The sequence below is a fragment of the Novosphingobium profundi genome, from assembly GCF_020524485.1.
GTDB classification, from domain to species: Bacteria; Pseudomonadota; Alphaproteobacteria; order Sphingomonadales; family Sphingomonadaceae; genus Novosphingobium; species Novosphingobium profundi_A.
In genome coordinates this window covers 1,284,704-1,310,473 of the sequence record NZ_JAIVLF010000001.1, presented here as the reverse complement: position 1 = coordinate 1,310,473, position 25,770 = coordinate 1,284,704, and the positions used below count along the sequence as shown (strand labels likewise).

At 67.0% G+C, this 25,770-nt stretch carries 21 protein-coding genes; 15 read left to right on the top strand and 6 right to left on the bottom strand.

Features of this window, described 5'->3' with window-relative positions:
• Positions 1 to 149: 149 nt before the first annotated feature.
• From LC060_RS05790 to LC060_RS05780, 3 genes are read left to right on the top strand one after another with little or no spacing between them, the layout of a single operon-like run.
• Positions 150 to 1,379, top strand: coding sequence for an efflux RND transporter periplasmic adaptor subunit (locus LC060_RS05790; RefSeq protein ID WP_226633416.1), 1,230 nt, complete (start codon positions 150 to 152; stop codon positions 1,377 to 1,379).
• 1 nt (position 1,380) lies between these two features.
• The gene (locus tag LC060_RS05785; RefSeq protein WP_226633415.1) at positions 1,381 to 4,476 is read left to right on the top strand and encodes an efflux RND transporter permease subunit; all 3,096 of its coding nucleotides are present in this window, start codon (positions 1,381 to 1,383) and stop codon (positions 4,474 to 4,476) included.
• A complete protein-coding gene (locus tag LC060_RS05780; RefSeq protein WP_226633414.1) occupies positions 4,469 to 5,944 on the top strand; it encodes an efflux transporter outer membrane subunit in 1,476 nt (491 codons plus the stop codon). Before LC060_RS05785 ends, LC060_RS05780 begins: the two co-directional genes overlap by 8 nt.
• 84 nt (positions 5,945 to 6,028) lie before the next feature.
• On the opposite strand, the gene LC060_RS05775 is transcribed toward LC060_RS05780, so the two are convergent.
• A complete protein-coding gene (locus LC060_RS05775) occupies positions 6,029 to 6,976 on the bottom strand; it encodes an alpha/beta hydrolase (protein ID WP_226633413.1) in 948 nt (315 codons plus the stop codon).
• Between the two features lie 118 nt (positions 6,977 to 7,094).
• Positions 7,095 to 7,541 (bottom strand): cupin domain-containing protein, encoded by a 447-nt coding sequence (locus LC060_RS05770; protein ID WP_226633412.1) that lies wholly within the window; start codon positions 7,539 to 7,541, stop codon positions 7,095 to 7,097.
• 245 nt (positions 7,542 to 7,786) lie between these two features.
• Between LC060_RS05770 and LC060_RS05765 the strand changes: the two genes are divergently transcribed.
• From LC060_RS05765 to LC060_RS05725, 9 genes are all read left to right on the top strand, one after another.
• A complete protein-coding gene (locus LC060_RS05765) occupies positions 7,787 to 8,287 on the top strand; it encodes a cupin domain-containing protein (RefSeq protein WP_226633411.1) in 501 nt (166 codons plus the stop codon).
• Positions 8,288 to 8,388: 101 nt separating this feature from the next.
• Entirely contained in the window at positions 8,389 to 9,300 is a 912-nt protein-coding gene (locus LC060_RS05760) for a LysR family transcriptional regulator (RefSeq protein ID WP_226633410.1), read from the top strand.
• A gap of 133 nt (positions 9,301 to 9,433) precedes the next feature.
• Positions 9,434 to 10,483 carry an NAD(P)-dependent alcohol dehydrogenase gene (locus LC060_RS05755; protein WP_226633409.1) on the top strand — a complete coding sequence of 350 codons (1,050 nt, stop codon included), beginning with the start codon at positions 9,434 to 9,436 and terminating at the stop codon, positions 10,481 to 10,483.
• A gap of 48 nt (positions 10,484 to 10,531) precedes the next feature.
• The gene (locus LC060_RS05750) at positions 10,532 to 11,296 is read left to right on the top strand and encodes an SDR family NAD(P)-dependent oxidoreductase (RefSeq protein WP_226633408.1); all 765 of its coding nucleotides are present in this window, start codon (positions 10,532 to 10,534) and stop codon (positions 11,294 to 11,296) included.
• Between the two features lie 37 nt (positions 11,297 to 11,333).
• Positions 11,334 to 11,567 carry a tautomerase family protein gene (locus LC060_RS05745; RefSeq protein ID WP_226633407.1) on the top strand — a complete coding sequence of 78 codons (234 nt, stop codon included), beginning with the start codon at positions 11,334 to 11,336 and terminating at the stop codon, positions 11,565 to 11,567.
• Positions 11,568 to 11,689: 122 nt separating this feature from the next.
• On the top strand, positions 11,690 to 12,439 hold the full coding sequence (locus tag LC060_RS05740; protein WP_226633406.1) for a carboxymuconolactone decarboxylase family protein: 750 nt from the start codon (positions 11,690 to 11,692) through the stop codon (positions 12,437 to 12,439).
• An 8-nt stretch (positions 12,440 to 12,447) separates the two neighbouring features.
• Positions 12,448 to 13,857 carry an MFS transporter gene (locus LC060_RS05735; protein ID WP_226633405.1) on the top strand — a complete coding sequence of 470 codons (1,410 nt, stop codon included), beginning with the start codon at positions 12,448 to 12,450 and terminating at the stop codon, positions 13,855 to 13,857.
• 135 nt (positions 13,858 to 13,992) lie between these two features.
• Positions 13,993 to 15,564 (top strand): GH39 family glycosyl hydrolase, encoded by a 1,572-nt coding sequence (locus tag LC060_RS05730; RefSeq protein ID WP_226633404.1) that lies wholly within the window; start codon positions 13,993 to 13,995, stop codon positions 15,562 to 15,564.
• Between the two features lie 37 nt (positions 15,565 to 15,601).
• Positions 15,602 to 17,233: a family 43 glycosylhydrolase gene (locus LC060_RS05725; protein ID WP_226633403.1), complete on the top strand. Its 1,632-nt coding sequence runs from the start codon at positions 15,602 to 15,604 to the stop codon at positions 17,231 to 17,233.
• Positions 17,234 to 17,237: 4 nt separating this feature from the next.
• On the opposite strand, the gene LC060_RS05720 is transcribed toward LC060_RS05725, so the two are convergent.
• Entirely contained in the window at positions 17,238 to 18,002 is a 765-nt protein-coding gene (locus LC060_RS05720) for an SDR family NAD(P)-dependent oxidoreductase (protein ID WP_226633402.1), read from the bottom strand.
• A 97-nt stretch (positions 18,003 to 18,099) separates the two neighbouring features.
• Between LC060_RS05720 and LC060_RS05715 the strand changes: the two genes are divergently transcribed.
• Positions 18,100 to 19,236 (top strand): acyl-CoA dehydrogenase family protein, encoded by a 1,137-nt coding sequence (locus LC060_RS05715; protein WP_226633401.1) that lies wholly within the window; start codon positions 18,100 to 18,102, stop codon positions 19,234 to 19,236.
• An 18-nt stretch (positions 19,237 to 19,254) separates the two neighbouring features.
• On the opposite strand, the gene LC060_RS05710 is transcribed toward LC060_RS05715, so the two are convergent.
• Together LC060_RS05710 and LC060_RS05705 are read right to left on the bottom strand one after the other, a co-directional pair.
• Entirely contained in the window at positions 19,255 to 20,487 is a 1,233-nt protein-coding gene (locus LC060_RS05710; RefSeq protein ID WP_226633400.1) for an acyl-CoA dehydrogenase family protein, read from the bottom strand.
• Positions 20,488 to 20,489: 2 nt separating this feature from the next.
• Positions 20,490 to 21,491: a nitronate monooxygenase family protein gene (locus tag LC060_RS05705; RefSeq protein WP_319005403.1), complete on the bottom strand. Its 1,002-nt coding sequence runs from the start codon at positions 21,489 to 21,491 to the stop codon at positions 20,490 to 20,492.
• Positions 21,492 to 21,575: 84 nt separating this feature from the next.
• Here LC060_RS05705 and LC060_RS05700 point away from each other — a divergent pair, with 84 nt between their 5' ends.
• Together LC060_RS05700 and LC060_RS05695 are read left to right on the top strand one after the other, a co-directional pair.
• The gene (locus LC060_RS05700) at positions 21,576 to 23,687 is read left to right on the top strand and encodes a 3-hydroxyacyl-CoA dehydrogenase NAD-binding domain-containing protein (protein WP_226633399.1); all 2,112 of its coding nucleotides are present in this window, start codon (positions 21,576 to 21,578) and stop codon (positions 23,685 to 23,687) included.
• A gap of 14 nt (positions 23,688 to 23,701) precedes the next feature.
• Complete coding sequence (locus tag LC060_RS05695; RefSeq protein WP_226633398.1) at positions 23,702 to 24,859, top strand: acyl-CoA dehydrogenase family protein; 1,158 nt, start codon at positions 23,702 to 23,704, stop codon at positions 24,857 to 24,859.
• A 13-nt stretch (positions 24,860 to 24,872) separates the two neighbouring features.
• Here the strand turns inward: LC060_RS05695 and LC060_RS05690 are convergent, their stop codons facing one another.
• Positions 24,873 to 25,763, bottom strand: coding sequence for a crotonase/enoyl-CoA hydratase family protein (locus tag LC060_RS05690; protein ID WP_226633639.1), 891 nt, complete (start codon positions 25,761 to 25,763; stop codon positions 24,873 to 24,875).
• Positions 25,764 to 25,770: the final 7 nt, after the last annotated feature.

The window sequence follows — 25,770 nt, the reverse complement described above, 5'->3', positions numbered from 1 at the left end:
TTGTACGTGAAGTGTCGGATCGCCCCACAAGGGGCACCAGTCAGCGCAACTCGAGCGTCCGGAGCCGACATGAATTCTTCGCCTGCAAACCTGCCGAAAACCTGGGAAAGGTCGGCCTCTTCCACGACCGCCCGCAGGGGGAGGCTGGCATGAGCGAATCGCAAACCAGCCCCGAAACGCAGACCGAGCCCCAGACCTTGGAGAGCCAGACCCCGGACGACGCGAGCGCCTCGCCGCGCCGCACACGGACCATCATCGTCACCGTGCTCGTGCTGGTGGTGCTGATGGCCGCGCTGTATGGCTGGCGGACCTGGCGCATGGGCGGCGGCGCAGGCTGGCCCCAGCAGGCGACGCCGGTCACCGCGACCGTGCTTGCCGCGCGCACCGTGCCCGATACGATGGACGTCGTCGGCTCGCTCAGCGCGGTGCGCGAAGTCACGCTGGCGCCGGAAACCAGCGGGCGCGTCTCGGGTCTTCATTTCCGCGCCGGGCAGCACGTGGGTGCCAATGCCCTGATCGTCCAGCTCTATGACGGCCCGGAAAAGGCTGACCTGGCCGCCGCCCGCGCCCGCGCGGACTTTGCCGCGCTTCAGCTCAAGCGCTCGGAAGAACTGGCACCGACAGGCGCGGAACCGCGCGAAGTGCTCCAGCAGCGCCGCGCCGAACTGGCGCAGGCCCGCGCCGAGGTTGGCCAGATCGAAGCGCGCCTGCGCCAGAAGCAAGTGCGCGCGCCCTTTTCCGGCAAGCTCGGCATCCGCCGCGTGAACCCGGGCCAGTACATGAACCCAGGCGATCCGGTCGCCACGCTGACCGCGCTCGACCGGCTCTACGTCGACTTCACCCTGCCCCAGCAGGACCTGGGGCGCCTGGGCGACGGGACCAGCCTGACACTGACCAGCGATGCCTGGCCTGGCCGTACCTTCACCGCGCGCATCTCCACCATCGAGCCGCAGGTGAGCAAGGACACGCGCAACGTGACCGCGCAGGCCGTGCTCGCCAACCCCGACGGCGCGCTGCGCCCGGGCATGTACGTCTCGGTCGCACTGAAGCTGGGGGAACAGGACGACGCGCTCGTCCTTCCCGTCACCGCGATCCAGACCTCGGCGCAGGGCGACAGCGTGATCGTTATTCGCGGCGAAAACGCGCGCAAGGGCGGCAAGGCGGAGATCGTGCCCGTCACCACCGGCCGCCGCATGGGCGACGAGGTGGTCGTGACCGGAAAGCTATCGCCCGGCGACGTCGTCGTTGCGCAAGGCCAGCTGCGCGTGCAGCCGGGCAGCGAAGTCACCGTCGCGCAGCTGATCGGCAGCGAGGCCACCAAGACCCCCAAGGCAGCGACTCCGGCCAAGGCCGACAACGCCGATGCAGGAGCGCGGTAAGATGCGCTTCACCGACCTGTTCATCCGCCGCCCCATCGCGGCCATCGTGGTCAGCCTGCTGATCCTGCTGGTGGGCATCTCCGCCGTCTTCGGGCTGCAGATCCGCCAGTACCCGCGCATGGAAAGCGCCACGATCACCATCGACACCCAGCTTCCCGGCGCCACGCAGGACGTCATGCAGGGCTTCGTCACCACTCCCATCGCGCAGGAGATCGCGACCGCCAGCGGGATCGAGTACCTCTCCTCCACCTCGACTTCGGGTAAAAGCCATATCGCGGCCAAGCTGGTGCTGAACGCGGACGCCGACCGTTCGATGACCGAGATCCTCTCCAAGGTGCAGCAGGTGAAGTACCGCCTGCCCGAAGGGGCCTTCGACCCGGTCATCTCCAAGATCACCGACGGCGCCTCGGCGGTGCAGTATATCAGCTTCACCAGCCCGACGATGGCGCCTTCGCAGATCAACGACTTCGTGACCCGCGTTGCACGGCCCCTGCTGACCTCGGTTCCGGGTGTCGCTTCGGTCGAGATCAATGGCGGCGCGCCGCTGGCCATGCGCATCTGGGTCGATCCCGACAAGCTCGCCGGACGCGGCATGACGGCGGGCGACATTGCGACGGCACTGCGCGCCAACAACGTCCAGGCCGCCCCCGGCCAGCTCAAGGGCAGCGCGACCGCCATCAACATCACCGCCGAGACGGACCTTCGCAGTGCGGCCTCGTTCCGCGACATGGTGGTCAAGACGGGCCCGGATGGCATCGTGCGCCTGGGCGACGTCGCCACGGTCGAACTGGGCGGCCAGAACTACGACGATGCCGCGATGGGGGCGGGCAAAGACGCGATCCTGCTGCCGATTTCGCCTACGCCCGACGGCAACCCGCTCGAGATCGTCGATGCGGTCAACGAACTCCTGCCCCAGCTCGAGCGCATGGCGCCTCCGGGTCTGGAGATCAAATCGATGTTCGACCGCGCGCGCTTCGTCGACGCCTCGATCGAGGAAGTCGAGCACACTCTGGTCGAAGCCGTCATCATCGTGATCGTCGTCATCTTCCTGTTCCTCGGCACCTTCCGGGCCGTCATCATCCCCATCGTCACCATTCCGCTCTCGCTGCTGGGAACAGCCGCGCTGATGCTGCTCTTCGGTTTTTCGCTCAACCTCCTCACCCTTCTTGCGATGGTCCTTGCCATCGGCCTTGTGGTCGATGACGCCATCGTCGTGGTCGAGAACATCCACCGCCACATCGAGGAAGGTCTCTCCCCCATCAACGCGGCGCTCAAAGGCGCGCGTGAGATCGTGGGGCCGGTCATCGCCATGACCATCACCCTTGCCGCCGTCTATGCGCCCATCGGGCTCATGGGCGGCCTGACCGGCGCGCTCTTCCGCGAGTTCGCCTTTACCCTTGCCGGATCGGTGATCGTCTCGGGCGTCGTCGCCCTGACGCTCTCCCCGATGATGAGCAGCCGTCTCCTCCACAACAAGATGGGCGAGAGCCGCCTCGAAAAGACCATCGAGCGCTCGATGCACGGCCTCACCCACCGCTACGAGCGGCTACTCGGCAAGACGCTGGTCAATCGCGCGGCAGTCCTTGTCGCGGGAGCGGCGATCCTGGCGGCAAGCGTCGTCTTCTTCCTGGGCGCCAAGCGCGAACTCGCACCGCCCGAGGACATGGGCTACGTCTTCGTCCAGACCAAGGGCCCGCAGTACGCCAGCGTCGACTACACCGTGCGCTTCTCCAAGCAGGTCGAGGCCCTGTTCCACGACCTGCCCGAGTTCGACGGCAGCTTCTACGCGATGGGCGGCGCGCAAGGCGCCAACATCGGCTTTGGCGGCATCATCCTCTCGCCCTGGGCCGAGCGTGAACGTACCGCGGAGGACGTGCAGCAGGAACTGGCGGGCAAGACCGCAGGTGTCACCGGCGTCACCTCCACCGTCTTCCAGGACAGTCCCTTGCCCGCGGGCAGCGGCGGTCTGCCGGTGCAGATGGTGATCCGCTCGCCCGATGACTTCGCCGCGATCAACCGCACGCTTGACCAGCTCAAGGGCGCGGCCTGGCAGAGCGGCCTGTTCGCCTTCGTCGATGCCGACCTCGCCTTCGACAGCCAGCAGGCGCACATCACCGTGGACCGCGACAAGGCGGGCGACATGGGCATTCCCATGTCGGAAATCGCCGACACACTGGCGCTGATGGTGGGCGAGAATTACGTCAATCGCTTCAACTGGCACGACCGCTCCTACGACGTGATCACGCAGGTCCCGCGCGGTGAGCGCGCCACCCCCGGGGATCTCGGCGGCTACTACGTGCGCACCGGATCGGGCGATCTTGTCCCCCTTTCCACCGTCGCCAAGGTCGAGATCGAGCCCCAGCCCAACCTCCTGCCCCAGTTCAACCAGATGAACTCGGCCACGATGTCGGCCGTGCTCATGCCCGGCGTAACGATGGGCCAGGCGGTCGCCTTCCTGCAGGCGCAGGACCTGCCCGAGGGCACCAGCGTCGACTGGCTCTCGAACAGCCGCCAGTATGTCCAGGAGGGCAACCAGCTGACGGTCTCCTTCGCCTTTGCTCTGGTGGTCATCTTCCTGGTCCTCGCCGCCCAGTTCGAGAGCTTTCGCGATCCGCTGGTGATCCTCGTCACCGTGCCGCTGGCGATCTCGGGCGCGCTACTGCCGCTGTTCCTGGGCTTTGCCACACTCAACATCTACACGCAGATCGGCCTTGTCACCCTGATCGGGCTCATCACCAAGCACGGCATCCTGATGGTGTCCTTCGCCAACCAGATGCAGCGCGATGAAGGCTGGAGCCGCCACGAGGCCATCGCCCACGCCGCCGCGGTGCGTATGCGCCCGGTGCTGATGACGACCGCGGCGATGGTGGCGGGGCTTGTGCCCCTGCTCTTCGCTTCGGGCGCGGGCGCGGCCAGCCGATTTGCCATCGGTATCGTGGTGGTGATGGGCATGCTCATCGGCACGCTCTTCACGCTCTTCGTTCTTCCCACCATCTACACGCTGCTGGCGGGCGATCACCGCGCCCACGCGCCGGAGGACGAGGACGCCTCCGAAACCGACGCCGCCTCGCGTGAAGGGAGCCTTTCCCATGCCTGACACCCCCACCCCGCCCCGGCGTAGCGGGAGACGCCTTGCGGCTCTCCTCGCGCCCCTTCTGGTTGGCGCCTGCGCCGTGGGACCGGATTATTCCGCGCCCGCAACGCCGCCGCGCGCCGCAGGCGACTTCGTCACCACCGATGCCCGCTTCGATGCCGTAGCGCCGCTGCCGGACGACTGGTGGCACCTCTACAAGGACCCTGTCCTCGACGCCCTGGTCGAACAGGCACTGACCGCCAACACGGACTTGCGCGTGGCCAACGCAAACCTTGCCCGCGCGCAGGCCGTCCTGTCGGAAAGCCGCGCCGCGCGGCTCCCCACCACCAACCTCAATGGCGGGCTCTCCTGGGGCGATGCCGTCCAGTTCGGTGGCGGAGGCCAGGGGGGCGGTGGCGGCCAGGGCGGCGGCGGCTTTGCGAACCTCGGCGAAACGCAGGTCACCACCAACGCCAACGCCAGCCTTGCCTGGGAGGCGGACCTGTTCGGCCGCGTGTCCCGCTCCATCGAGGCCGCGCGCGCGGATGCCGCCGCGATCGAGGCCGCGCGCGACGGCGTACGCGTGCTGGTCGCGGCCGAGACCACTCGCGCCTACCTCCAGGCCTGCACCCAAGGGCAGGGACTGGACGTCGCGCGCCAATCGGTCGAGACCACGCGGCGCACGCTTGAACTGACGCAGGCGCTGGAGCGCGCGGGCTCAGTGGGGAAGGCGGACGTGGAACGCGCCGGGAGCGCCCACGCATCTGCACGCGCCGCCCTTCCCACCATCGAGGCCGGGCGCCGCGTCGCCCTGTTCGAGCTGGCGGCCCTGCTGGGCCAGACCCCGGATTCCGTCCCTCAGGCAGCGCGGTCCTGTTCCGCCCCCCCATCCCCCGGGGCCGCGCTACCGGTCGGCGACGGCGCCGCGCTTCTGCGGCGCCGTCCCGACTTGCGCGAGGCCGAACGCAACCTCGCGGCCGAGACCGCGCGGATCGGCGTTGCCACCGCGGACCTCTACCCGCGCATCTCGCTGGGCGGCTCGGGCAATTTCCTTCGCAACGACATGATCAAGGGGAGCGACTCGTTTTCCTTTGGCCTGGGCCCCCTGATCAGCTGGACCTTCCCAGACTTCGGCGCGGCCCACGCCCGTATCCGGCAGGCCGAAGCGCAGACCGATGCCGCGCTCGCCCAGTTCGACGGGCAGGTCCTGACCGCGCTCAAGGAAGTCGAGCAGGGCCTCTCGCGCGTCGCGGGAGGGGAAGCGCAGATGGCGGATCTGGATGAGGCCGAGACCCGCGCCGAACGCGCCTGGCAGTTGACGCAGCAGCGTCAGCGGGCGGGATCGTCCTCGGCGCTGGACGTGCTGGCAGCGCAAGCCGATCTGCTCGCCGCGCGCCGGGCCGTGGTGGAGGCGCGCGCGCAGCTCGCATCGGACCGGGTCGACCTGTTCAAGGCGCTGGGCGGAGGCTGGCAGACGCCGCCCGCCTCCTGATCCGCCTACCGTCACGCACACACGAAAAGGGCCGCTCCCCCATCGGGAAGCGGCCCTTTCTCGTAAGCGCTGCGCGCGAGCGGCTTACTTCAGGTTGTCGTTGAAGAAACTCTCGATTGCATCGAAGGGGATCACATCGGTCTTGTCGTAGAGGTCGACGTGGTTGGCGCCCGGGACGACATGAAGCTTGATGTTGTCGTCGTTCGCCACGTCCTCGCTGAAGTAGGCCGAGTGCGCCTCTTCGCCGATGACCAGAAGCGCCTTGCGCGGCGCGATCCAGTCGAGTTTGTCAAGCAGCGGGAAGTTCATGAACGAGGGACCGCTGGTCATCGTGAACTGCGCGATCGAATTGGGGTGATAGCCGCGCGGACGCGAGTAGAATTCCCCGAACTCGGTACCGACCGGGTTGTTCTCCGGATCGAGTTCAAGCAGCGCGCCGCGCGGGGTCAGCGTGGCGGGTTCGCCTTCGAATTCGGCGTAGCGGTGCTCGGCGATCTGCGCGAGCTGGGCCTTGCGGTCCTCTTCGCTCAGCGAACCGCCGAAGCCCTCGGCGTGCATGCGCGAAATGTCGTACATGCTGGCCGTCGCGATGGCCTTGATGCGCGGGTCGACCGACGCCGCGCTCAGCGCGAAACCGCCGCTGCCGCAGATGCCGAGCGCGCCGATCTTCTCACGGTCCACGAATTCACGCGTCCCCAGGAAGTCGACCGCCGCGTGGAAATCTTCCACGAACACGTCGGGCGAGGACAGGTGGCGGGTCTCGCCGCCGCTATAGCCGTTGTACGAAGGATCGAAGGTCAGCACCACGAAGCCGCGCTGCGCAAGCTCGTTGGCGTAGACGCCCGGGCCCTGCTCCTTCACGCCGCCATAGGGTGCGCCGATGACGAGCGCGGGAGCGGGCGTGGTCTCGTCGAAATCGACGGCGGTGTAGAGATCGGCCGAGATCGTGATGCCATAGCGCGTCAGGTAGCTGACGGGCGTGCGCACGACGTTGTCGCTGAGATCGAAAATGTAGTTGTCGGCAAGTGCCATGGGAAATTCCTTTTCTGGTCGGGGCGGGCGCGCAGCTGCCTGTACGGTCTTCGTGCGCGCCCTGCCGGTCAGCCCCGGTGCGACCCGAGGGGCTGTCGAGAGACGGGGTCTTGCCGGATCAGTCCTTCTTGACCGGACCCGACAGGTACTCCTCGTCGGAGACCGCTTCCATCCAGTTCACCGGGCTGCCGTCGATGGCTTCGGTGATGGCGATGTGCTGCATGTAGGTGGTGTCGGTCGCGCCGTGCCAGTGGCGCTTGCCGCAGTTGCACCACACCGTGTCGCCCGCGCGGATCTCGGTCTTTTCACCGCCTTCGCACTTGTGCCAGCCCACGCCCTGCGTGACGTAGAGGGTCTGGCCGGCCGGATGCGTGTGCCAGTTGGTGCGCGCGCCCGGCTCGAAGTTGACGATGGCGAAACCGGCGCGGGCGGGCTCGGGCGGATTGAAGATGCGGTCGATCCGCACGGTGCCGGTGAAGGTCTGTTCGGGGCCCTTGATGGCTTCGGCGGTGCCATTGCGAAGGACGACGGCGTCCTGCTTGGTGAGGTCGTTCGTGTCGCTCATGATTGTGTGCTCCTGCATTCGATAGCAGGCGAGGTGCCGGCCATCCCGGAATGGTTCCCATGTGCGCCCTCCCCCGCCGCTCGACAATGGCCTCGTGCCTATACACAGTGTTGAGTTGAACTCATGGACCCGACACGCAACTGCTGCGTTAGAGGGGCATCGTGCAAGGTCCTGCGCGCCCGTTTTGCGGTTGGAGACCGGACCACCGCGCACCCTCGACGCACCACATTTCAGGAGACTGCCCCATGTCGAAATTCGCCCTCGCCGCCGTCCTTGCCGGAGCGGGCCTTGCCTGCAGCGCCTCTGCACTCAGCGCACAGGACAAGGGCCAGGATGCCGATCAGGTCGTGGTCAGCCAGTCCGAAGTGGAAGGGACCAACCCGCCCGCCGACTACTTCACCGGCGAGGTGTACCTCTACATGCTGACCAAGCCGACCGCGCCCGGCCAGGCGGGCACCGCGCTCGTCACCTTCACGCCCGGCGCGCGCACCAACTGGCACACCCACCCGGCTGGTCAGACCTTCTACGTCACCCAGGGCTGCGGCTGGACCCAGGCCGAAGGCCAGGCCCCGCAGCGCGTCTGCGCGGGCGATATGGCCTACGTGAAGCCGGGCGTGCGTCACTGGCACGGCGCGACCGCGAACGAGGCGATGTCGCATATCGCCATCACCGAGTCGCTAAACGGCAAGAACGTGGAATGGCAGGAGCCCGTCACCGACGCGCAGTTCTCCGGCCCTGCCAACTGACCCCCGCGCCAGCAGCACACCGCAACCGCCTGCCGGGAAGAGAGTTATCTCCACCCTGCGGGCCGGTTGCGGTCTCGCGCGCAAAGGCTCATTAGGGGCCCATGTCCATAAGTCGCACCGACATCGCCGATTTCTCCTACTTCCTCGCGATTGCCCGCCACGGCAGTTTCCGGAAGGCCGCTCTCGAGATCGGCGTCAGCCCTTCGGCGCTCAGCCACTCGCTGCGGGGCCTGGAAGAGCGGCTTGGCGTGCGCCTCCTCAACCGCACCAACCGCTCGGTCACGCTGACCTCGGCCGGCGAGGAACTGCGCGAGGCGATCAGCGATCCCTTCGCCCGGATCGACCAGGCGCGCGACGCGCTCAACCGCTTCCGCGATACGCCCACGGGCCGCATCCGCCTCAATGTCGCGGCCGATGCCGCCGCCCTGCTCCTCTCGCCGGTGATCCCGGTGTTCATGGAGCGCTACCCCGATGTCGAGGTCGACATCGTCGCCTCCAACCGCATGGTCGATGTCGTTGCCTCCGGCTTCGATGCCGGGATCCGCTACGGCGGCACCGTACCCGAGGACATGATCGCGCAGCGCCTCTCGCCCGACATCCGCTGGATCGTCGCCGCAGCTCCCGCCTATCTGGAGCGCTTCGGCACCCCGCAGGACCCGGAGGAACTGAAGGAGCACCGCTGTCTGGGCGTACGGCTCGGCGATGACCGCATCTACCGCTGGGAGTTCATGGGCCGCGACGGCGAGGAATTCGACATTGCCGTCCCTGGCCAGATCACTGTCGATGAAAGCCGCTCGATGGTCTCCATCGCCATTGGCGGCGGCGGCCTGATGTATGGGCCCGAACCGGTTGTCGCGCCCTTCATCGCCAGCGGCCAGTTGCAGACCGTGCTCGATGACTGGGCGACCACCGGCCCGGGTTTCCAGATCTATTATCCCAGCCGCCGACAGGTGCCCACAGGGCTGCGCCTGCTGATTGAGCTCATCCGCGAGATGGCCCCGCTCGGCCTCTGAGGGGTGTCGTTGCGTTCCCGGGCCATGGATGAAAATGGCTCAACGCTCCATCGAACACGCGGCGGCTAATCGCAAAGCCTCCCCTGTCCTATCTGGAGAAGCGAACCACCGCTTTCCAGCATAGGACACCGATATGACCAAGGCTTACGGCGCCACCGCCGCCGACCGTCCGCTCGAGGAAATGACCATCACGCGCCGCGCGCCCGGCGCCAACGACGTTGCCATCGCCATCGATTACTGCGGCGTGTGCCATTCGGACCTGCACACCGTGCGCGGCGAATGGGGCGGCACGCTGTTCCCCTGCGTCCCCGGCCACGAAATCGTCGGCCGCGTCACCGCCGTGGGCGCCGATGTCACCGCCTTCAAGGAAGGCGATGTGGTGGGCGTTGGCTGCATGGTCGACAGCTGCCAGCACTGCAGCCCGTGCGAACAGGGCCTCGAGCAGTTCTGCGAGAACGGCATGACGCCCACCTACAACGGGGACTGCGAGGAAGCCCCGGGCCACACGCTGGGCGGCTATTCGCAGGACATCGTGGTGAGCGACAAGTTCGTGCTCAAGATCACCCATCCCACCGAGCAGCTCGCCGCCGTGGCGCCGCTGCTGTGCGCGGGTATCACCACCTATTCGCCGCTGCGCCACTGGAAAGCGGGCCCGGGCAAGAAGGTCGGCATTGTCGGCATCGGCGGTCTTGGCCATGTCGCGGTCAAGCTCGCCAAGGCGATGGGCGCGCACGTCGTCGCCTTCACCACTTCGGAAAGCAAGCGCGAGGACGCGCTGAAGCTGGGCGCCGACGAGGTCGTCGTCTCGCGCAATGCCGGTGAGATGGCCGCGCACCGGGGCAGCTTCGACTTCATCCTCGACACCGTCGCCGCGCCGCACAAGCTCGATGATTACACCGGCCTTCTCACCCTCGACGGCACGCTGACCCTCGTCGGCCTGCCCGACAGCCCCCACCCGTCGCCCAACATCGGCTACCTCATCATGGGCCGCCGCTCGATTGCCGGTTCGCTCATCGGCGGGATTCCCGAGACCCAGGAAATGCTCGATTTCTGTGCCGAGCACGGGATCACCGCCGACATCGAGATGATCCGGGCCGATGGCATCGACGAAGCCTACGAGCGCATGAAGCGTTCGGACGTGAAGTACCGCTTCGTGATCGACATCGCGACGATGGACGCCTGAGCCCAACCGGCCCGTCCTCTCCCCCATTCCATTTCAGGAGTACCTTCCATGAACCCCACTTATGATTTCTCCGGCCAGGTTGCCCTCGTCACCGGCGCCGCTTCCGGCATGGGCCTTGCCGCCGCCGAGGCTTACGCCAAGGCTGGCGCTTCGGTCGCCATGCTCGACAACCGCGCCGACGCGCTCGCCGAAGCGGCCAAGGGCCTTTCCGACAAGGGTTTCACCGTCCTTCCCGTCACCTGCAACGTGCTTGAAGCCAGCGAAGTCGAAGCGGCGGTTGCCAAGGTCGTGGAGACCTACGGCCGCCTCGACATGGCCTTCAACAACGCCGGCATCCAGAGCGATGTCGCCGACCTGGCCGAGACCGAAGTCGAAGCCTTCGACCACATGACCGGCATCAACCTTCGCGGCGTGTTCCTCGCCATGAAGTACGAGCTGGCGCAGATGAAGAAGCAGGGTTCGGGCGCCATCGTGAACAACTCCTCGCTCGGCGGCTTCGTCGGCGTTCCGGGCCGTTCGACCTACCACGCGGCCAAGCACGGCGTGCATGGCCTGACCAAGACGGCCGGGCTTGAATACGCCGCGCAGGGCATCCGCGTGAACGCGGTCGCACCGGGCATCATCAACACCCCGATGGTGGCCGAGATGATGGAACGCGAGAACGCGGTGGACGCGATGATGCGCGACGTGCCGATCGACCGGCTGGGCACCGCCGAGGAAGTTGCGAACGCCGTCATGTGGCTGTCGAGCCCGGGCGCCAGCTTCGTGGTCGGCCACGTGATCGCCGTCGATGGCGGCTACGTCGCCCGCTGATCCCGGCCTCCGACAAGACGAGAAGAGGACACTTCCCATGCCCCACGTCGCGATCAAGATGTACCCCGGCCATAACGAGGCCGAAAAGCAGGAACTGGCCGACCGCATCACTGCCCTCATCGCCGAGACCCTCGGCCATGGCGCGCATTCGGTCTCGGTCGGGATCGAGGACGTGTCCCCTTCGAAATGGATGAACAGTGTCTACGCGCCGGAAATCCAGGCGAAGGAAAAGACCCTGTTCAAGCGCCCCGGCTACGGCCCTCTGGCCTGATCCGGACGAGCGCCGACGGGACGATGAACGCATCTCATCGTCCCGTCGCATTTTCCTCAAGGCGGCAAACGGGAGCCATGAGGGGTGCCACTCGTCATTCCAATACGATACTGGAGAAGACAATGAACAAGCACATCCTCGCCGCGGCCGCAGCCGTCGCCATGCCCGGTGCCGCTTCGGCCGCCGAATCGGTCGCGCCCGACTACATGCAGCGCGCCGCCCCCGCGCTTGCCCGCTACACCGACAACGTCCTGTTCGGTGATGTCTGGAAGCGCGAAGAACTCTCGCCGCGCGACCGCAGCGTGGTGACCCTCTCGGTGCTCGTCTCGACCGGCAAGAGCGCGCAGATCCGTCCCCACCTCGAACGCGCGCTCGACAACGGCGTGACGCCCACCGAGATCGGCGGCCTCATCACCCAGCTCGCCTTCTACTCGGGCTGGCCCAACGCCGTCTCGGCCGTCCAGATCGCCGACGAGGTGTTTCAGGAGCGCGGCATCGAGGCGTCGGCCATCCAGCCCGCGACGACCCCGCTCAACGACAAGCCCGCCAACGATGGCCAGCGTGAGAACGCGGTGAACAACGGCGTGGGCCAGATCGCCCCGACGCTCGGCGAGATGACCAACGAAGTGCTCTTTGACGAACTCTGGCTGCGCCAGGACCTGGCCCCGCGTGACCGCAGCCTCGTGACCATCGTCGCGCTGACCGCCAGCGGCGACGCTGACCAGCTTGGCTTCCACCTCCAGCGCGGGATCGAGAACGGTCTCACCAAGGCGGAACTGGGTGCGGCCATGGGCCACCTGGCCTTCTACGCGGGTTGGCCCAAGGCCTTCTCGGGCGCGACCGCGCTCGGCAAGCTTGGCAACGGCAACTGATCGCCTGAATGACCGGCACCAGCTCACCCAAAGCGCACCGGGACGCAGGCGCGCAGCGTGAAGCCACGCAGGCGCTGACCATCGTCTCGCTCGCAACGGCCCTGGTGCTGGTCGTCTTCACACTCCCCCTCACAACGCTTGCCGCCACGTCCGAGGCGCTGGGCGCAGGCGCGGGCGCCCAGGCCTGGATCCTGAGCGCGATGCCGCTGGGCTGCGCCATCGGCCTGCTCCCCGGCGGCGCGCTGGCCGACGATTACGGCCGCAAGCGCGTGTTCGTGGCGGGCCTTGCCATCATGGGCGCAACCCTCGCCGCGGGAGGCCTGGCGACCGGCCCCATCCCGCTCATCCTCCTGCGCGTGGCGCAGGGCATGGGCGGCTCAGGCATCATGGCCGCCGGGCTCGGCCTCCTGGCTCAGAGCTTCCCCGATCCCACCCGCCGCCGCCACGCCACCGGCATCTGGGCGATGGCGCTGGGCGCAGGCGTTGCGGCAGGCCCATTGCTTGCCGCCGCACTTGAAGTCCTTGGCGGATGGGCCATGGTCTATCTCGTCGAAGGCATCATCTCGCTCACCCTCGCGGCGGCAGCACACCGCGTCCTTCGCGAATCCCATGCCGGAACGCCGCGCCCGCTCGACCTTGGCGGCACCATCACCCTCGGCGGAGGCATCGCCTCCCTGCTTGCCGCGATGACGCAGGCACGCGGCACCAATTCCGGCACGCTAGTTCTCGGCCTGATCGCTTTGGGCCTGCTCCTTCTCACCGCCTTCGTCCTGATCGAGAAGCGCCGGGCCGCGCCCATGCTCAACCTCGATCTGTTCCGCCGCCCCGACTTCACCGGAGCAACCCTGGGCGCCTATTTCTCAGGCGCGGGCGTGCTCGGCCTGATGTCGGTGAGCGCCACCGTACTCGAGCGCGCCTACGGCCTCTCGCCCGTGATCGGCGCGCTTGTCCTCATGGCCTGGTCCGCGACCAGTTCGGTGACCGCCATGGGCGCGCGCTACCTCCCCGAAAGCGCCACTCCGCCCCGGATCATCGTCGCCGGGCTTCTTGCCTGCGGGATCGGCCAGTTTGCGACCGGTTTTGCCGATGAAATGGGCGGCGTCATCGGCTTCATCCCCGGCATGCTGCTGGCGGGTGCGGCCAACGGCTACCTCAACGCCGCGCTCGGCCAGCAGGCCATCGCCAGCGTACCGCCGCGCGATGCGGCCATCGGCAGCGGCGCGAACAATACCGCGCGCTACCTCGGCTCGGCGACCGGCCTTACCCTGGTCGCGCTGATGATCGCGAATGCGCCGGGCGGCGATATTCTTGCCGGTTGGCGGCAGGCCGCGATCGTCTCGGCCGGACTGTCCGTTCTTGGTGCGGTCCTTTGCCTTGTGACCCTGCGGCCGCGCCGCCGGGAGCCCGAGCCTAGCTGACATCCCACCCCACGGCGCCAGGCCTTTCTGACGAGAACGCTATCAACGCTGCGCGCCTACTCTGTGCGGGAAGAGGCTTGCGCCATAAAATGATTGCGCTAACAGTAGCCCGACAAGAAGACATGGGAGCGGGTAATGAAAAGCGCGATATCAGCGGGCATGGCCCTTGTTCTGGGCGGAACATCGCTGGCGGCCAGCGCCGCGCCCGACAGCGCCGTGCGCCACATCACCATTGACGCTGCAAAGACCACAGGCCCGATGGACCGGTTCGCCACGCAGTCGGTCGGCTCGGACTTTCCCGGAACGCTCATCCGTCCCGACAGCCAGGCCCAGCTCCAGACCGTCTCCGATGAACTGGGCTTTCGCTACATCCGCTTTCACGACATCTTCCACGATACGCTGGGCACGGTGCAGGAGGTCGACGGGAAGATCGTCTACGACTGGACCGGGATCGACCGGCTCTACGATGCGCTGCTGGCCAAGAACATCCGCCCCTTCATCGAGCTGGGCTGGACCCCTGCCGTGATGCGCACGTCCGATCTCCAGCTGTTCTACTGGAAGGGCAACACCTCGCATCCCCAGCCCGACAAGTGGCGCGATCTGGTTCACGCCTTCGTCACACACCTGCGCGATCGCTACGGCGCGGCCGAAGTGCGCCGCTGGTACTTCGAGCTGTGGAACGAGCCCAACCTCGACGGCTTCTGGGAGAACGCCGACCGCGACGCCTATTTCGGCCTCTACGCCGACACCGCGCGCACCATCAAGGCCATCGACCCGGCCCTGCGCGTCGGCGGTCCCGCGACAGCGGGCGCGGCCTGGGTCCCGGAATTCCTGTCCTATGCCCAGGCCAATGGCCTGCCGGTCGATTTCGTCGCGACCCACAGCTACGGCGTGGAAGGCGGCTTCCTCGATGAGGAGGGCAAGCAGGACACCAAGCTTTCGGACAAGCCCGACGCGGTCATTTCCGATGTCCTGAACGTACGCGAACAGATCGATGCCTCGGCCTACCCCGGCATCCCGCTCTTCTTCACCGAGTGGAGCACGAGCTACACCCCGCGCGACTTCGTGCACGACAGCTACATCTCGGCCCCCTACATCCTCTCGCGCCTCAAGGGCACGCAAGGCGCGGTTCAGGGCATGAGCTACTGGGCCTATACCGACCTCTTCGAGGAACCAGGCCCGCCGCCCACCCCTTTCCACGGCGGCTTTGGCCTGATGAACAAGGACGGCATCCGCAAGCCCGCCTGGTTCACCTACAAGTACCTGAATGCCCTTCGCGGCGACGCCATTGCGGTCAAGGACACGCAGAGCTTCGTCGCGCGCGACGGACAGAATGTGGCCGCCGTGATCTGGGACTGGCAGCAGCCCGAGCAGAAGGTCAGCAACAAGCCCTTCTTCACCCGCCTCGTGCCGACCGCGAAAAGCCGCCCGGTCGAGCTGCATTTCGACCACTTGCGCCCCGGCACCTACCACCTCCAGGTCCACCGCACCGGCTATCGCCGAAACGACCCGCTCTCGCTCTACATCGACATGGGCATGCCCGCGGCCCTCGATGCCGACGAGATGGCGCAGATGCAGGCCGAAACCGCCGACCGGCCCGAAAGCGACCGCGTCGTCAGCGTGGCGCAGGATGGCACGCTTGACCTTTCGCTTCCCATGCGCCGCAACGACGTGACTCTCGTCACGCTCGCGCCCGCCACCAACTGATGCGCCGCGTGCGCCTGCCTCTTTCGGAGACCCTCTCGTGACCCTTTCCCGCCGCAGCCTGTTCAAGGGCACCGCCGCCGGCGCCGTGGCCGCATCCGCCGCACCGCTCGCCGCCAAGAGCCTCGCGCAGATGCCCGAGGGCTGGAGCACGGGCGCGAACGGCCAGCGCAAGGCCGATCTGGGCAACGGCTATTTCCGCAACCCCATCGTAGCGGGCGATCACCCCGATCCCTCGATCCTGAAGGACGGGGACGTCTACTACATGACGTTTTCCTCCTTCGATTCCTATCCCGGCCTCGTTATCTGGCGCTCGACCGACCTTGTGAACTGGGCCCCTGTCGGCCCCGCGCTCCACACCAATATCGGCACCGTCTGGGCGGTCGACATCTGCAAACACGACGGACGCTTCTACATCTACATTCCCGCCGCGCCCGCGGGGAAGCCCTGGGGCATCTACGCGATCTGGGCGGACAAGATCGAAGGCCCCTGGAGCGAACCGGTCGACCTCAACATCCCGGGCTGCATTGATCCGGGCCACATCGTGGGCGAGGACGGCAAGCGCTATCTCTTCGTCAACGGCATCCGCAAGGTACGCCTCACCGACGATGGCCTCGCCACCGACGGCGAGGTCGAGCCCGCCTACGATCCCTGGCGCTTCCCCGACGAGTGGGTGACCGAGAACTTCGCGCCCGAAGGGCCCAAGCTGCTGCGCCGGGGCGAATGGTTCTACATCGTCACCGCCGTAGGCGGCACGGCGGGCCCTGTTACCGGCCACATGGTCATTACCGCGCGCTCGCGCTCGGTCCATGGCCCCTGGGAGCATTGCCCGCACAACCCCATCGTGCGCACCACCAGCGTCAACGAACCGTGGTGGTCACGCGGCCACGCCACGCTCGTCGAAGGCCCCTCGGGCGACTGGTGGATGGTCTACCACGGCTACGAAAACGCGATGTACACGCTGGGCCGCCAGACCTTGCTCGAGCCGATCCGCTGGACGCAAGATGGCTGGTTCGAGGCGATTGGCGGCGATCTCTCGCTGCCCCTCCCGATCCCTGCCGGAGGCGCGCGTTCGGCCTCAGCCCCGGCGCTGTCGGATGACTTTACGGCCAACCGCATGGGCACGCAGTGGTCTTTCCACGCCCCCAAGGCCGAGGACGGGACGCGCGCCAGCTATCGCAGCTCCAGCCTCGAGATCGCCGCGCGCGGGACTTCGCCGGCCGATTCCAGCCCGCTCACCTGCACCGTCCCGGACCGCAGCTACGAGGCCGAAATCTCGCTCGACCTCCTCGATCCCGCTGCTGAGGCGGGCCTTATCCTGTTCTACAACGACAAGGCCTTCGCAGGCCTAGGCTTCACCGCCGAAGCCCTCAAGCTCTTCGAGTATTCGCAGGAACTGGAGTGGGCGGCCATTCCCCTGTCCACGCGGACGCTGCGGCTTCGTCTGACCAACATCGAGAACGTGATCACCTGGCACTATTCCACCGACGACGGGGCGACCTGGCAGCGCCACGGCACGCGCATGGAAGTCTCGGGTATGCACCACAATGTCTTTGGCGGCTTCTTGGCCCTGCGCATCGGTATCTACGCGGCGGGCCAAGGCTCGGTGCGCCTCCGCAACTTCACCTACGAGGGCCTCGCCGCCCCCACCAACAAGGTGATCCAGACCTGACTTCTCACAGCGTCTGGCCGTCGTCGATGCGAATGTCGGCGCCGGTGATGCAGCGGCTCTCGGCCGAGAGCAGGTGGAGCAATGTCGTATCGAGCGCGTCCTCGTCCATCAGGCGTCGACGCGGCATCGCCGCCACCTGCCGCTGGCCCGCCTCGGTCTCGAACCAGTCTCCGGCGAGTTCCGAGGCAAAGTAGCCCGGTGAGATCACGTTCACGTTGGGGCCGGTGCGCACCCATTCGTTGGCCAGTAACCGCCCGAGATGGCTCACCGCCGCCTTCGAGGCGCTGTAGGCGACAAGACCGCTTCCCTGCGTCTGCGCGGTGATGGAGGAGACCAGGACGATCCGACCGTCGGGTGCGCAATCTGCCGCGACCATGCGCCGGGCGGCCTCACGCGCCGTCAGAAAGGCCCCGCGCACATTGACCGCGAAGACGGCATCGAAATCCGCGACGCCCAGGTCGAGCGCCTTGCCGCTCCGGTTCATCCCCGCGTTGACCAGCACCGAATTGACGGAGCCGAAGTACGCCTCGATCCGGTCGAAGGCCGCGACAAGGTCCTCTTCCCGCGCGACGTCTCCGGCCACCGCAAGGGCCGCCCCTCCTTCTTCGCCGATCTCAGCCACCACGCGCGCAAGCGCCTCTTTGCGACGGGCCAGCAGCGCAACCTTCGCCCCGCGCCGCGCGGCCTTGCGCGCGACATGCGCACCGAGCCCGGAGGACGCTCCCGTAACCAGAAGCGTACGCCCTTCCATGCCACGTTCGGATGCCATCACCACTCTCCTGCTCGCCGCCACAGACAATATTACTTGCTTGATTAAATAATCATCTGCAAGGTGCGCCCTGTCAACACGGCAGGAAGGATGCGCCATGGATTTCGAGCTGACAGAAGAACAGTCCATCCTGAAGGACACGCTGCAGCGCTACCTCCAGGACCAGCACGATTTCGAAGCGCGTGGCCACACCCTGCGCGATCCCGTATGCGCCCGCGCGCTGTGGGACGGACTTGCCGAAATGGGCCTTACCGGCGCCCCCTTCGCGGAAGAGGTCGGCGGCTTTGGCGGAGGCCCGGTCGAGGCGATGATCGTGCAGGAGGCCCTGGGCGAAGCGCTCGTCTGTGCGCCCTGGAGCGAAACCGTGATCCTGTGTGGCCGCCTGCTCGAAGCCATCGCCACACCTGCCAGCTTCCAGCTTCTTGCAGACCTCGTTTCTGGACAGGCGCGCCCGGCGCTCGCGCATTGGGAGCCACAGGCCCGCAATTGCCTGCACCATGTCGCGACGACCGCCACCGCCGAGAGCCAAGGCTGGCGCCTCGACGGCGGCAAGGCGCTCGCCATAGGCGCGCAGGATGCGTCCCACCTTCTTGTCACCGCCCGAACGTCAGGTGCGGTGCGCGATGCGGCCGGAATTTCGCTCTTTTGCCTTCCCATCGACGCCCCCGGCCTGGACTTGGCCCCCGTGCGGATGATCGACGACCGCACCGCGTGCGATGTCACGCTTGCAGGCGTCCTGGTACCGGACACGGGCCTCCTTGGCGTCCGCGACGCAGTGGCTCCTGCTCTGGAACAGGCCGATGAAGACCTGCGCGCCGGTCTTCTCGCACAGGGTGCCGGGATCGCGCGCCGCATGTACGAGGACACCGTCGAATATACCCGCCAGCGCCACCAGTTCGGCCAGCCCCTCGCCCGCTTCCAGGCTCTGCAACACCGCCTAGTCGACATGCTGATGCAGGTGGAAATGGCGCAATCAGCAAGCCACCTTGCCACGCTGAGCCTGACTGCGCCTCCCGCAGAACGTCGCGCTGCAATCGAGGCCGCGACGATCGTGACCCACGAGGCACTGCGCTTCGTGGGCGAGAACGCGGTGCAACTGCACGGCGCTATGGGACTGACCGACGAGCTGGCTGTCAGCCACTACTTCCGCCGTGCCACGGCCCTCATACAGCAGCTGGGCTCGCACGACCACGCGGTCTCGACTTACGCCCGGACCTTGAAGGCCGCCGCCTAGGCCGAGGCCCCTCCTTGCTCACAAGCCAACCACGGCCCGCGCCAGGATGTTGCGCTGGATCTCGTTGGACCCGGCGTAGATCGAGGCCGCACGCTCGTTGAAATAGCGCAGTGGCGCCAGAGCCTGCCACGCCTCGCCCCCCACATAGCCGCCCACCGGCACCTCATGCAGCGGCGTCGGCCCGCCCGGGCGCACGGCATGGGGCTGATAGGCCAAGGCGCGGGGCCCCGCCGCCTCGAGCGTCAACTGCGTGAGCGCCTGCGCGGTTTCGGTTCCCAGAACCTTCATCATCGAGGACAGCGCCCCCACGCTCGCGCCCTTCTGAGCGCCCGAGAGCAGGCGCAATTCCATCGTGCCCAGAACCCGTATGCGCGCGCGCAAGGCCGCAAGACGCCCGGCGAAGTGCGGATCTTCGATCAAGGCGCGCCCGTCGCCTCCCGCCTCACCGGCCGCGAACCGTGCAAGCTGGGCAGCTCGGGCCGCCAGATCCGGCGCGTAAGCGCTCCCCCCACGCTCGAATTCGAGGAGGTACTTGGCCACCGACCACCCCTCCCCGACCGTGCCCAGCACCTGGTCGGCCGGAACGCGCACGTCGGAGAAGAAGACCTGCGACTGCACTTCCTCGCCCGACGCCATGAGCATGGGGTGCACCTCGATGCCGGGACTGTCCATCTCCAGCAGGAGGAAGGTGATCCCCTTCTGCGGACGATCCTCACGCGCGGTGCGCACGAGCGCGAACATCCAGTTGGCCTCGGCCGCATGGGTCGTCCAGATCTTCGATCCGTTGAGCACGAAGGCATCCCCGTCGGCCCGTGCGGCCATCTGCAGCGAGGCCAGATCCGAGCCTGCTCCCGGCTCGCTGTAGCCCTGGCAGAAGAAGACCTCACCCGAGAGGATGCGGGGCAGGAACCGGGCCTTCTGCGCCGGCGTCCCGAACCGCACCAGAACATGGGCGACCATGTGGATGCCCATGGGCGAGAGCGAAGGGGCTCCGGCCGCGATGCGCTCGCTCTCGAAGATGTAGCGCTGCGCCGCGCTCCAGTCCTGCCCCCCGTGTTCGACCGGCCAGTGCGGCGCTGCCCAGCCCTTTGCATGCAGGATCTTTTGCCAGCGCATACTGGCTTCGTGATCGGGATAGACGCTCGTTGCCAAGCGCCCCGCCGCGATCAGTTCCTCGTCCAGATTATCGGTCAGGAAGCTGCGCACCTCCTTGCGGAAAGCCTCTTCTTCGGCGCTCCAGTCCAGGTTCATGCTCAGGACACCCCCGCCACCGGAGCAGGCTCGCTCTTTACCATTGCGGCGAGGCGCTGCCCGATCAGATCCTCGGCATCGGCCACGATACGCTGTACCAGTTCGGCCACGCTTGGCACGTCGTGAATGAGCCCCTGGACGAGCCCCGCCGTCCAGATGCCCCGGTCCAGGTCACCGCTCTCCAGTCCCTCGCGTCCGCGCGCGCCCTTCACGAGGTGCGCGATGTCCTCGAAGGGACGGCCCTGCCCTTCCGCCTCCACGACCTCCAGCGAAATCGCGTTGCGCGCGACCCGGGCCGTATTGCGGTAGCTGCGGAAGATAAGCTTGGTCGCGCGCTCGTCGTTGGCGACAAGCGCCTGCTTGAAATTGGCATGGATCGGCGCCTCGCGCGTCGCGCAAAAGCGCGTGCCCATGTTGATGCCGTCCGCACCGAGCGCGAGGGCCGCGACAAGCCCGCGCCCATCCCCAAAACCGCCGCTGGCCAGGATCGGCACCGAAAGCCGGTCGGCCGCAGCCGGAATCAGGATCAGGCCCGGAATATCGTCCTCCCCCGGATGCCCGGCGCATTCGAAGCCATCGATGGAGACGGCATCCACGCCCATCCGCTGAGCGGACAACGCATGTCGCACCGCGGTGCACTTGTGGATCACCTTGACCCCGTTGGCCTTGAAATGCGCGACGTGCTCTTCGGGCCGATACCCCGCGGTCTCGACGATGCGAACGCCCGACTCGATGATTGCCGCGCGGTACTCGGCATAAGGCGGCGGCGTGATCGAAGGCAGGATCGTGAGGTTCACGCCGAAGGGCCTGTCGGTCATCGAACGCGTCCGCGCAATCTCCTTTGCGAGCGCCTCGGGCGTAGGCTGGGTCAGCGCTGTCAGGAACCCCAGAGCCCCGGAATTGGCAACGGCGGCAACGAGTTCGGCCACCCCCACCCACATCATGCCGCCCTGCACGACCGGATGCGCGACGCCGAATTCCCGTGTGAAGCGTGTCTGCAACATGCCCAGTGCCCTCCCATCGGCTCTTGTCAAATCTTGCGCCACTGTTATTTATTCAACCAATTAATTCAAGAGGGGAGTTGCAGGATGGCAAGCGAAGAGGCCTTGGACGCCGTGCGCGAGAGCGCACAAAGCATCAACGATGTCACCACGTACGCGCGTGTCGGAACCGTCGCGGTCATCACGCTCGACTCGCCCCCGGTGAACGCCCTGGGCGGTGCTGTGCGGCAAGGACTGATGGACGCCTTTGCCAAGGCAGAGGCCGATCCGGAGGCGCACGCCGTTGTGCTCGCCTGCGCGGGACGCACCTTCATTGCGGGCGCGGACATCCGCGAGTTCGACGCCCCCGATCCGGACGCTCCAGACCTTCTCGACGTCCTCGCCCGCATCGACGCCTGCCCCAAGCCGACTGTCGCGGCAATCCACGGGACCGCGCTGGGCGGTGGGCTCGAAACGGCGCTGTGCTGCCACTATCGCGTTGCCACGCCGTCGGCGAAGGTCGGCCTGCCCGAAGTCGCGCTCGGGCTTCTTCCGGGAGCTGGCGGCACGCAGCGCCTCCCCCGGATCGTGGGAGCGCAGACGGCTTTGGAGATGATGGTCCTGGGAAAGCCGGTCGCGGCCTCCCGGGCCCACGAGAACGGTCTGATCGACGCCATCATCGAGGGGGACCTGCTCAAAGGCGCCATCGCCTTTGCCGAGAACGCGGTGCACAGCGGTGCGCCGCCGGTTCCCGTACGCGAATGGAGCGAAGGCCTGTCGCTCCCGCACGATGCCGAACTCTTCGCCCGCTTCCGCGCCGACAATTCTCGCGCCTTCAAGGGCTACCAGGCGCCGGAGAACATCGTGCGCGCGGTCGAAGCAGCAGTAACGCTCCCCTTCGAGGCGGGCATGCGCCGCGAGGCCGAACTCTTCCAGGAGCTTTTTGCCAGCCGCCAATCGGCCGCGCTGCGCTACTTGTTCTTCGCCGAGCGCCAGACCGCGCGCGTCCCCGATCTCCCCGCCGACACGCCCAGGCGGCCAATTGCGCAGGTCGGGGTGATCGGTGCCGGCACGATGGGAAGCGGCATCGCCATGAATTTCCTCAGCGCCGGGATACCCGTCACGTTGGTCGAACAGGAGGAGGCCGCGCTCGAACGGAGCGTCGCCACGATCCGGCGCAACTACGAAATATCGCTGAAGAAGGGCAAGCTCACACAGGCGAAGCTCGATGCCTGCATGGAGCGGCTGCACCCCAGCCTCGACATGGCCGATCTTGGCGAGGCCGACCTCGTCATCGAGGCCGTCTTCGAGAAGATGGCGCTCAAGCAGGAGATCTTCGCCCGGCTTGATGGCATTGCCCGGCCCGGTGCTATCCTTGCCACCAACACCAGCTTTCTGGACGTCAACGCGATTGCCGCAGCGACCTCGCGCCCCGGAGACGTCATCGGCCTCCACTTCTTTTCTCCCGCCAATGTCATGCGTCTATTGGAGGTTGTGCGCGGCTCGGCGACACGCCCGGACGTCGTCGCGACGGCGATGAGCCTCGCCCGCACGATTGCGAAGATCCCGGTGCTTTCCGGCGTTTGCGATGGGTTCATCGCAAATCGCATGATGACCCCGCGCATGGACGCGGCGCAGGCGCTGATCCTCGAAGGCCCCCTCCCCTGGGAGGTCGACAAGGCCATGGTCGACTATGGGTTTGCGATGGGACCTTTCGCCATGCTCGACCTGGTCGGGCTCGACGTGATCGGGTGGGATCCGGCAACCAGCACGTCCTCCACGGTCACGCAGGTGCTGTGCGAAACCGGCCGCTGGGGCCAGAAACGCCAGGCCGGTTTCTACGACTATGACGAGACGCGCCGCCCCAGCCCTTCGCCTGTCACCGAAGCGCTCGTGCGCGAGTTCCAGTCCCGCGCCGAAACGCCGCCGCGCCGTTTCTCGGACGAAGAGATCGTCGAGCGCCTGCTGCTGCCTGTTGTCAACGAAGGCGCGCGCATTCTGGAGGAAGGCATCGCGCTGCGCGCCTCGGATATCGATGTGGCCCTGGTCATGGGCTACGGCTGGCCGCCTGCGACGGGCGGGCCGATGTTCTGGGCCGACACCGTGGGGCTCGGGAACGTCATTGGAGGGCTTGAGGCCATCGGCGAGGCACCCGCCCCGCTCCTGCGCCGTCTGGCCGAGGCAGACGCCACGCTCCACACCTGGCCCGAAGCCGCCTGAGGGAGATACGCGAAATGGCAGAGACTTCCCGGCTCGACACCAGCCGCCGCACGATCTTTGAAAGCGAGCACGAACTCCTGCGCGACCAGGTCCGCAAGTTCTTCGCCAGCCACCTTCTTCCCCACCTCGACCGGTGGGAGGAACAGGGCATCATCGACCGCGCCTTCTGGACGCAATGCGGCGAGGCGGGCCTGCTGTGCCCCGGCATCCCGGAAGAGCACGGCGGACTTGGCCTCGACTTCCGGGCCAATGCGGTGATCGGGGAGGAACTTGCCTACGCAGGTTCCTCGGCCGGCATCGTGCTGCAATCGGACGTCACGGCGGACTACATCGCCCACTACGGCTCACCCGAGCAGAAGGCGACATGGCTTCCCCGAATGATCTCGGGGGATGCGGTGGTCGCCATCGCCATGACCGAACCGGGCACCGGCTCCGACCTCCAGGCGATCCGCACCAGCGCACGGCGCGAGGGCGAGGAGTTCATCGTCGACGGTGCCAAGACCTACATCACCAACGGCCAGCACGCCGACCTCGTGATCGTGGTGGCCAAGACCGACCCGACGCTCGGCGCCAAGGGCCTCTCCCTGGTGCTGGTCGAGGCAGACCGGCCCGGTTTTGCGCGCGGACGCAATCTCGACAAGATCGGCCAGCATTCCGCCGACACCTCCGAACTGTTCTTCGAAGGCGTGCGGGTTCCGGCCAGCAATGTCATCGGTCAGGAAGGGCGCGGCTTTGCCTACCTTGTCCAGCAACTTCCCCAGGAGCGCCTGACCATTGCCGTGGGCGCGCAGGCGAGCGCCCAGCGCGCCTTCGACGAGGCGCTGTCCTTCACCCGCGAGCGCAAGGCCTTTGGCAAGGCCATCCTCGATTTTCAGGCGACCCGCTTTACCTTGGCCGAAATGGCGAGCGAACTCCAGGTGGGCTGGGCCCATCTCGACTGGGCGATTGCCCGCCACGTGGCAGGCGAACTGACCGTGGAGGAAGCCGCCGCAGCCAAGCTCTTCCACTCCGAACTCCAGAACCGCGTGTGCGACCGCGCGCTGCAGCTCCATGGTGGGGCAGGGTACATGAATGAGTACGCGATCGCCCGCCTCTGGCGCGACGCGCGGGTCTCGCGCATCTACGGAGGCACGAGCGAGATCATGAAGGAAGTGATCGGCCGCGCACTCTGAGCGGCCGACAGCTTCAGGTGTAGCGCGGATCCTCCCACCAGGGGAAGAAGTCGGGCATGTCCTGCGAGACCCGATCGGGAAACTGGGCAGGACGCTTTTCCAGGAAGGCCCCGACACCCTCGTGGGCATCACCGCTGCGCCCCCGGGCGAGAACCCCGCGGCTGTCGATGCGGTGTGCCTCCATCGGGTGTGCCATGCCCAGTCCCCGCCACATCATCTGCCGTGTAAGCGCCACAGAGACCGGCGCGCTCGCCTCGATATAGGATCGCGCACGCGCCTGTGCCTCCTCCAGCAGGCTTTCGCGCGGGACGACCTCGCTCAGCAGCCCTGCCCCCAGGGCTTCGGCTGCCGGGACCAGCCGCCCGCTCATCGTCCAGTCAAGCGCGGCCGAAATTCCGACGATGCGTGGCAGGAACCAGGATGAGGCCGCCTCGGGCACGATTCCCCGGCGCGCGAAGACGAAGCCGATGCGCGCCTCCTCGCAGGCGAGGCGCACGTCCATCGGCAAGAGCATCGTCGCTCCGATCCCGACGGCAGCGCCGTTCACCGCGCCGATCACGGGTTTCAGGCATTCGAACATGCGCAGTGTCAGCCGCCCCCCGTAATCGCGCGCGGCCTCGGCGGCATAGTCGATCGAACCGTCCGCGCGGACCGGCGAATCAGCACTGCCCGCCCCTTCGAATGCCTTGGTGCCCATTTCCAGGTCCGCCCCCGCACAAAAAGCGCGCTCGCCCGAACCGGTGACGATCACCGCACCGATCTCGTCATCGCTGTCGACCCGGTCGAAGGCGTGGATCAGTTCCTCCATCATCCGGATCGTATAGGCGTTGAGTTTGTCCGGGCGGTTCAAAGTGATCGTCGCCACCCGGTCGTGAACCGCAAGATCGATCTGCTCATAAGCCATTGCCGTA

Bases quoted from the DNA above. Each gene is read 5' to 3' on its own strand.
- LC060_RS05790 (WP_226633416.1), top strand. From the start codon at position 150: ATGAGCGAATCGCAAACCAGCCCCGAAACGCAGACCGAGCCCCAGACC.
- LC060_RS05785 (WP_226633415.1), top strand. From the start codon at position 1,381: ATGCGCTTCACCGACCTGTTCATCCGCCGCCCCATCGCGGCCATCGTG.
- LC060_RS05780 (WP_226633414.1), top strand. From the start codon at position 4,469: ATGCCTGACACCCCCACCCCGCCCCGGCGTAGCGGGAGACGCCTTGCG.
- LC060_RS05775 (WP_226633413.1), bottom strand. From the start codon at position 6,976: ATGGCACTTGCCGACAACTACATTTTCGATCTCAGCGACAACGTCGTG.
- LC060_RS05770 (WP_226633412.1), bottom strand. From the start codon at position 7,541: ATGAGCGACACGAACGACCTCACCAAGCAGGACGCCGTCGTCCTTCGC.
- LC060_RS05765 (WP_226633411.1), top strand. From the start codon at position 7,787: ATGTCGAAATTCGCCCTCGCCGCCGTCCTTGCCGGAGCGGGCCTTGCC.
- LC060_RS05760 (WP_226633410.1), top strand. From the start codon at position 8,389: ATGTCCATAAGTCGCACCGACATCGCCGATTTCTCCTACTTCCTCGCG.
- LC060_RS05755 (WP_226633409.1), top strand. From the start codon at position 9,434: ATGACCAAGGCTTACGGCGCCACCGCCGCCGACCGTCCGCTCGAGGAA.
- LC060_RS05750 (WP_226633408.1), top strand. From the start codon at position 10,532: ATGAACCCCACTTATGATTTCTCCGGCCAGGTTGCCCTCGTCACCGGC.
- LC060_RS05745 (WP_226633407.1), top strand. From the start codon at position 11,334: ATGCCCCACGTCGCGATCAAGATGTACCCCGGCCATAACGAGGCCGAA.
- LC060_RS05740 (WP_226633406.1), top strand. From the start codon at position 11,690: ATGAACAAGCACATCCTCGCCGCGGCCGCAGCCGTCGCCATGCCCGGT.
- LC060_RS05735 (WP_226633405.1), top strand. From the start codon at position 12,448: ATGACCGGCACCAGCTCACCCAAAGCGCACCGGGACGCAGGCGCGCAG.
- LC060_RS05730 (WP_226633404.1), top strand. From the start codon at position 13,993: ATGAAAAGCGCGATATCAGCGGGCATGGCCCTTGTTCTGGGCGGAACA.
- LC060_RS05720 (WP_226633402.1), bottom strand. From the start codon at position 18,002: ATGGCATCCGAACGTGGCATGGAAGGGCGTACGCTTCTGGTTACGGGA.
- LC060_RS05715 (WP_226633401.1), top strand. From the start codon at position 18,100: ATGGATTTCGAGCTGACAGAAGAACAGTCCATCCTGAAGGACACGCTG.
- LC060_RS05710 (WP_226633400.1), bottom strand. From the start codon at position 20,487: ATGAACCTGGACTGGAGCGCCGAAGAAGAGGCTTTCCGCAAGGAGGTG.
- LC060_RS05705 (WP_319005403.1), bottom strand. From the start codon at position 21,491: ATGTTGCAGACACGCTTCACACGGGAATTCGGCGTCGCGCATCCGGTC.
- LC060_RS05700 (WP_226633399.1), top strand. From the start codon at position 21,576: ATGGCAAGCGAAGAGGCCTTGGACGCCGTGCGCGAGAGCGCACAAAGC.
- LC060_RS05695 (WP_226633398.1), top strand. From the start codon at position 23,702: ATGGCAGAGACTTCCCGGCTCGACACCAGCCGCCGCACGATCTTTGAA.
- LC060_RS05690 (WP_226633639.1), bottom strand. From the start codon at position 25,763: ATGGCTTATGAGCAGATCGATCTTGCGGTTCACGACCGGGTGGCGACG.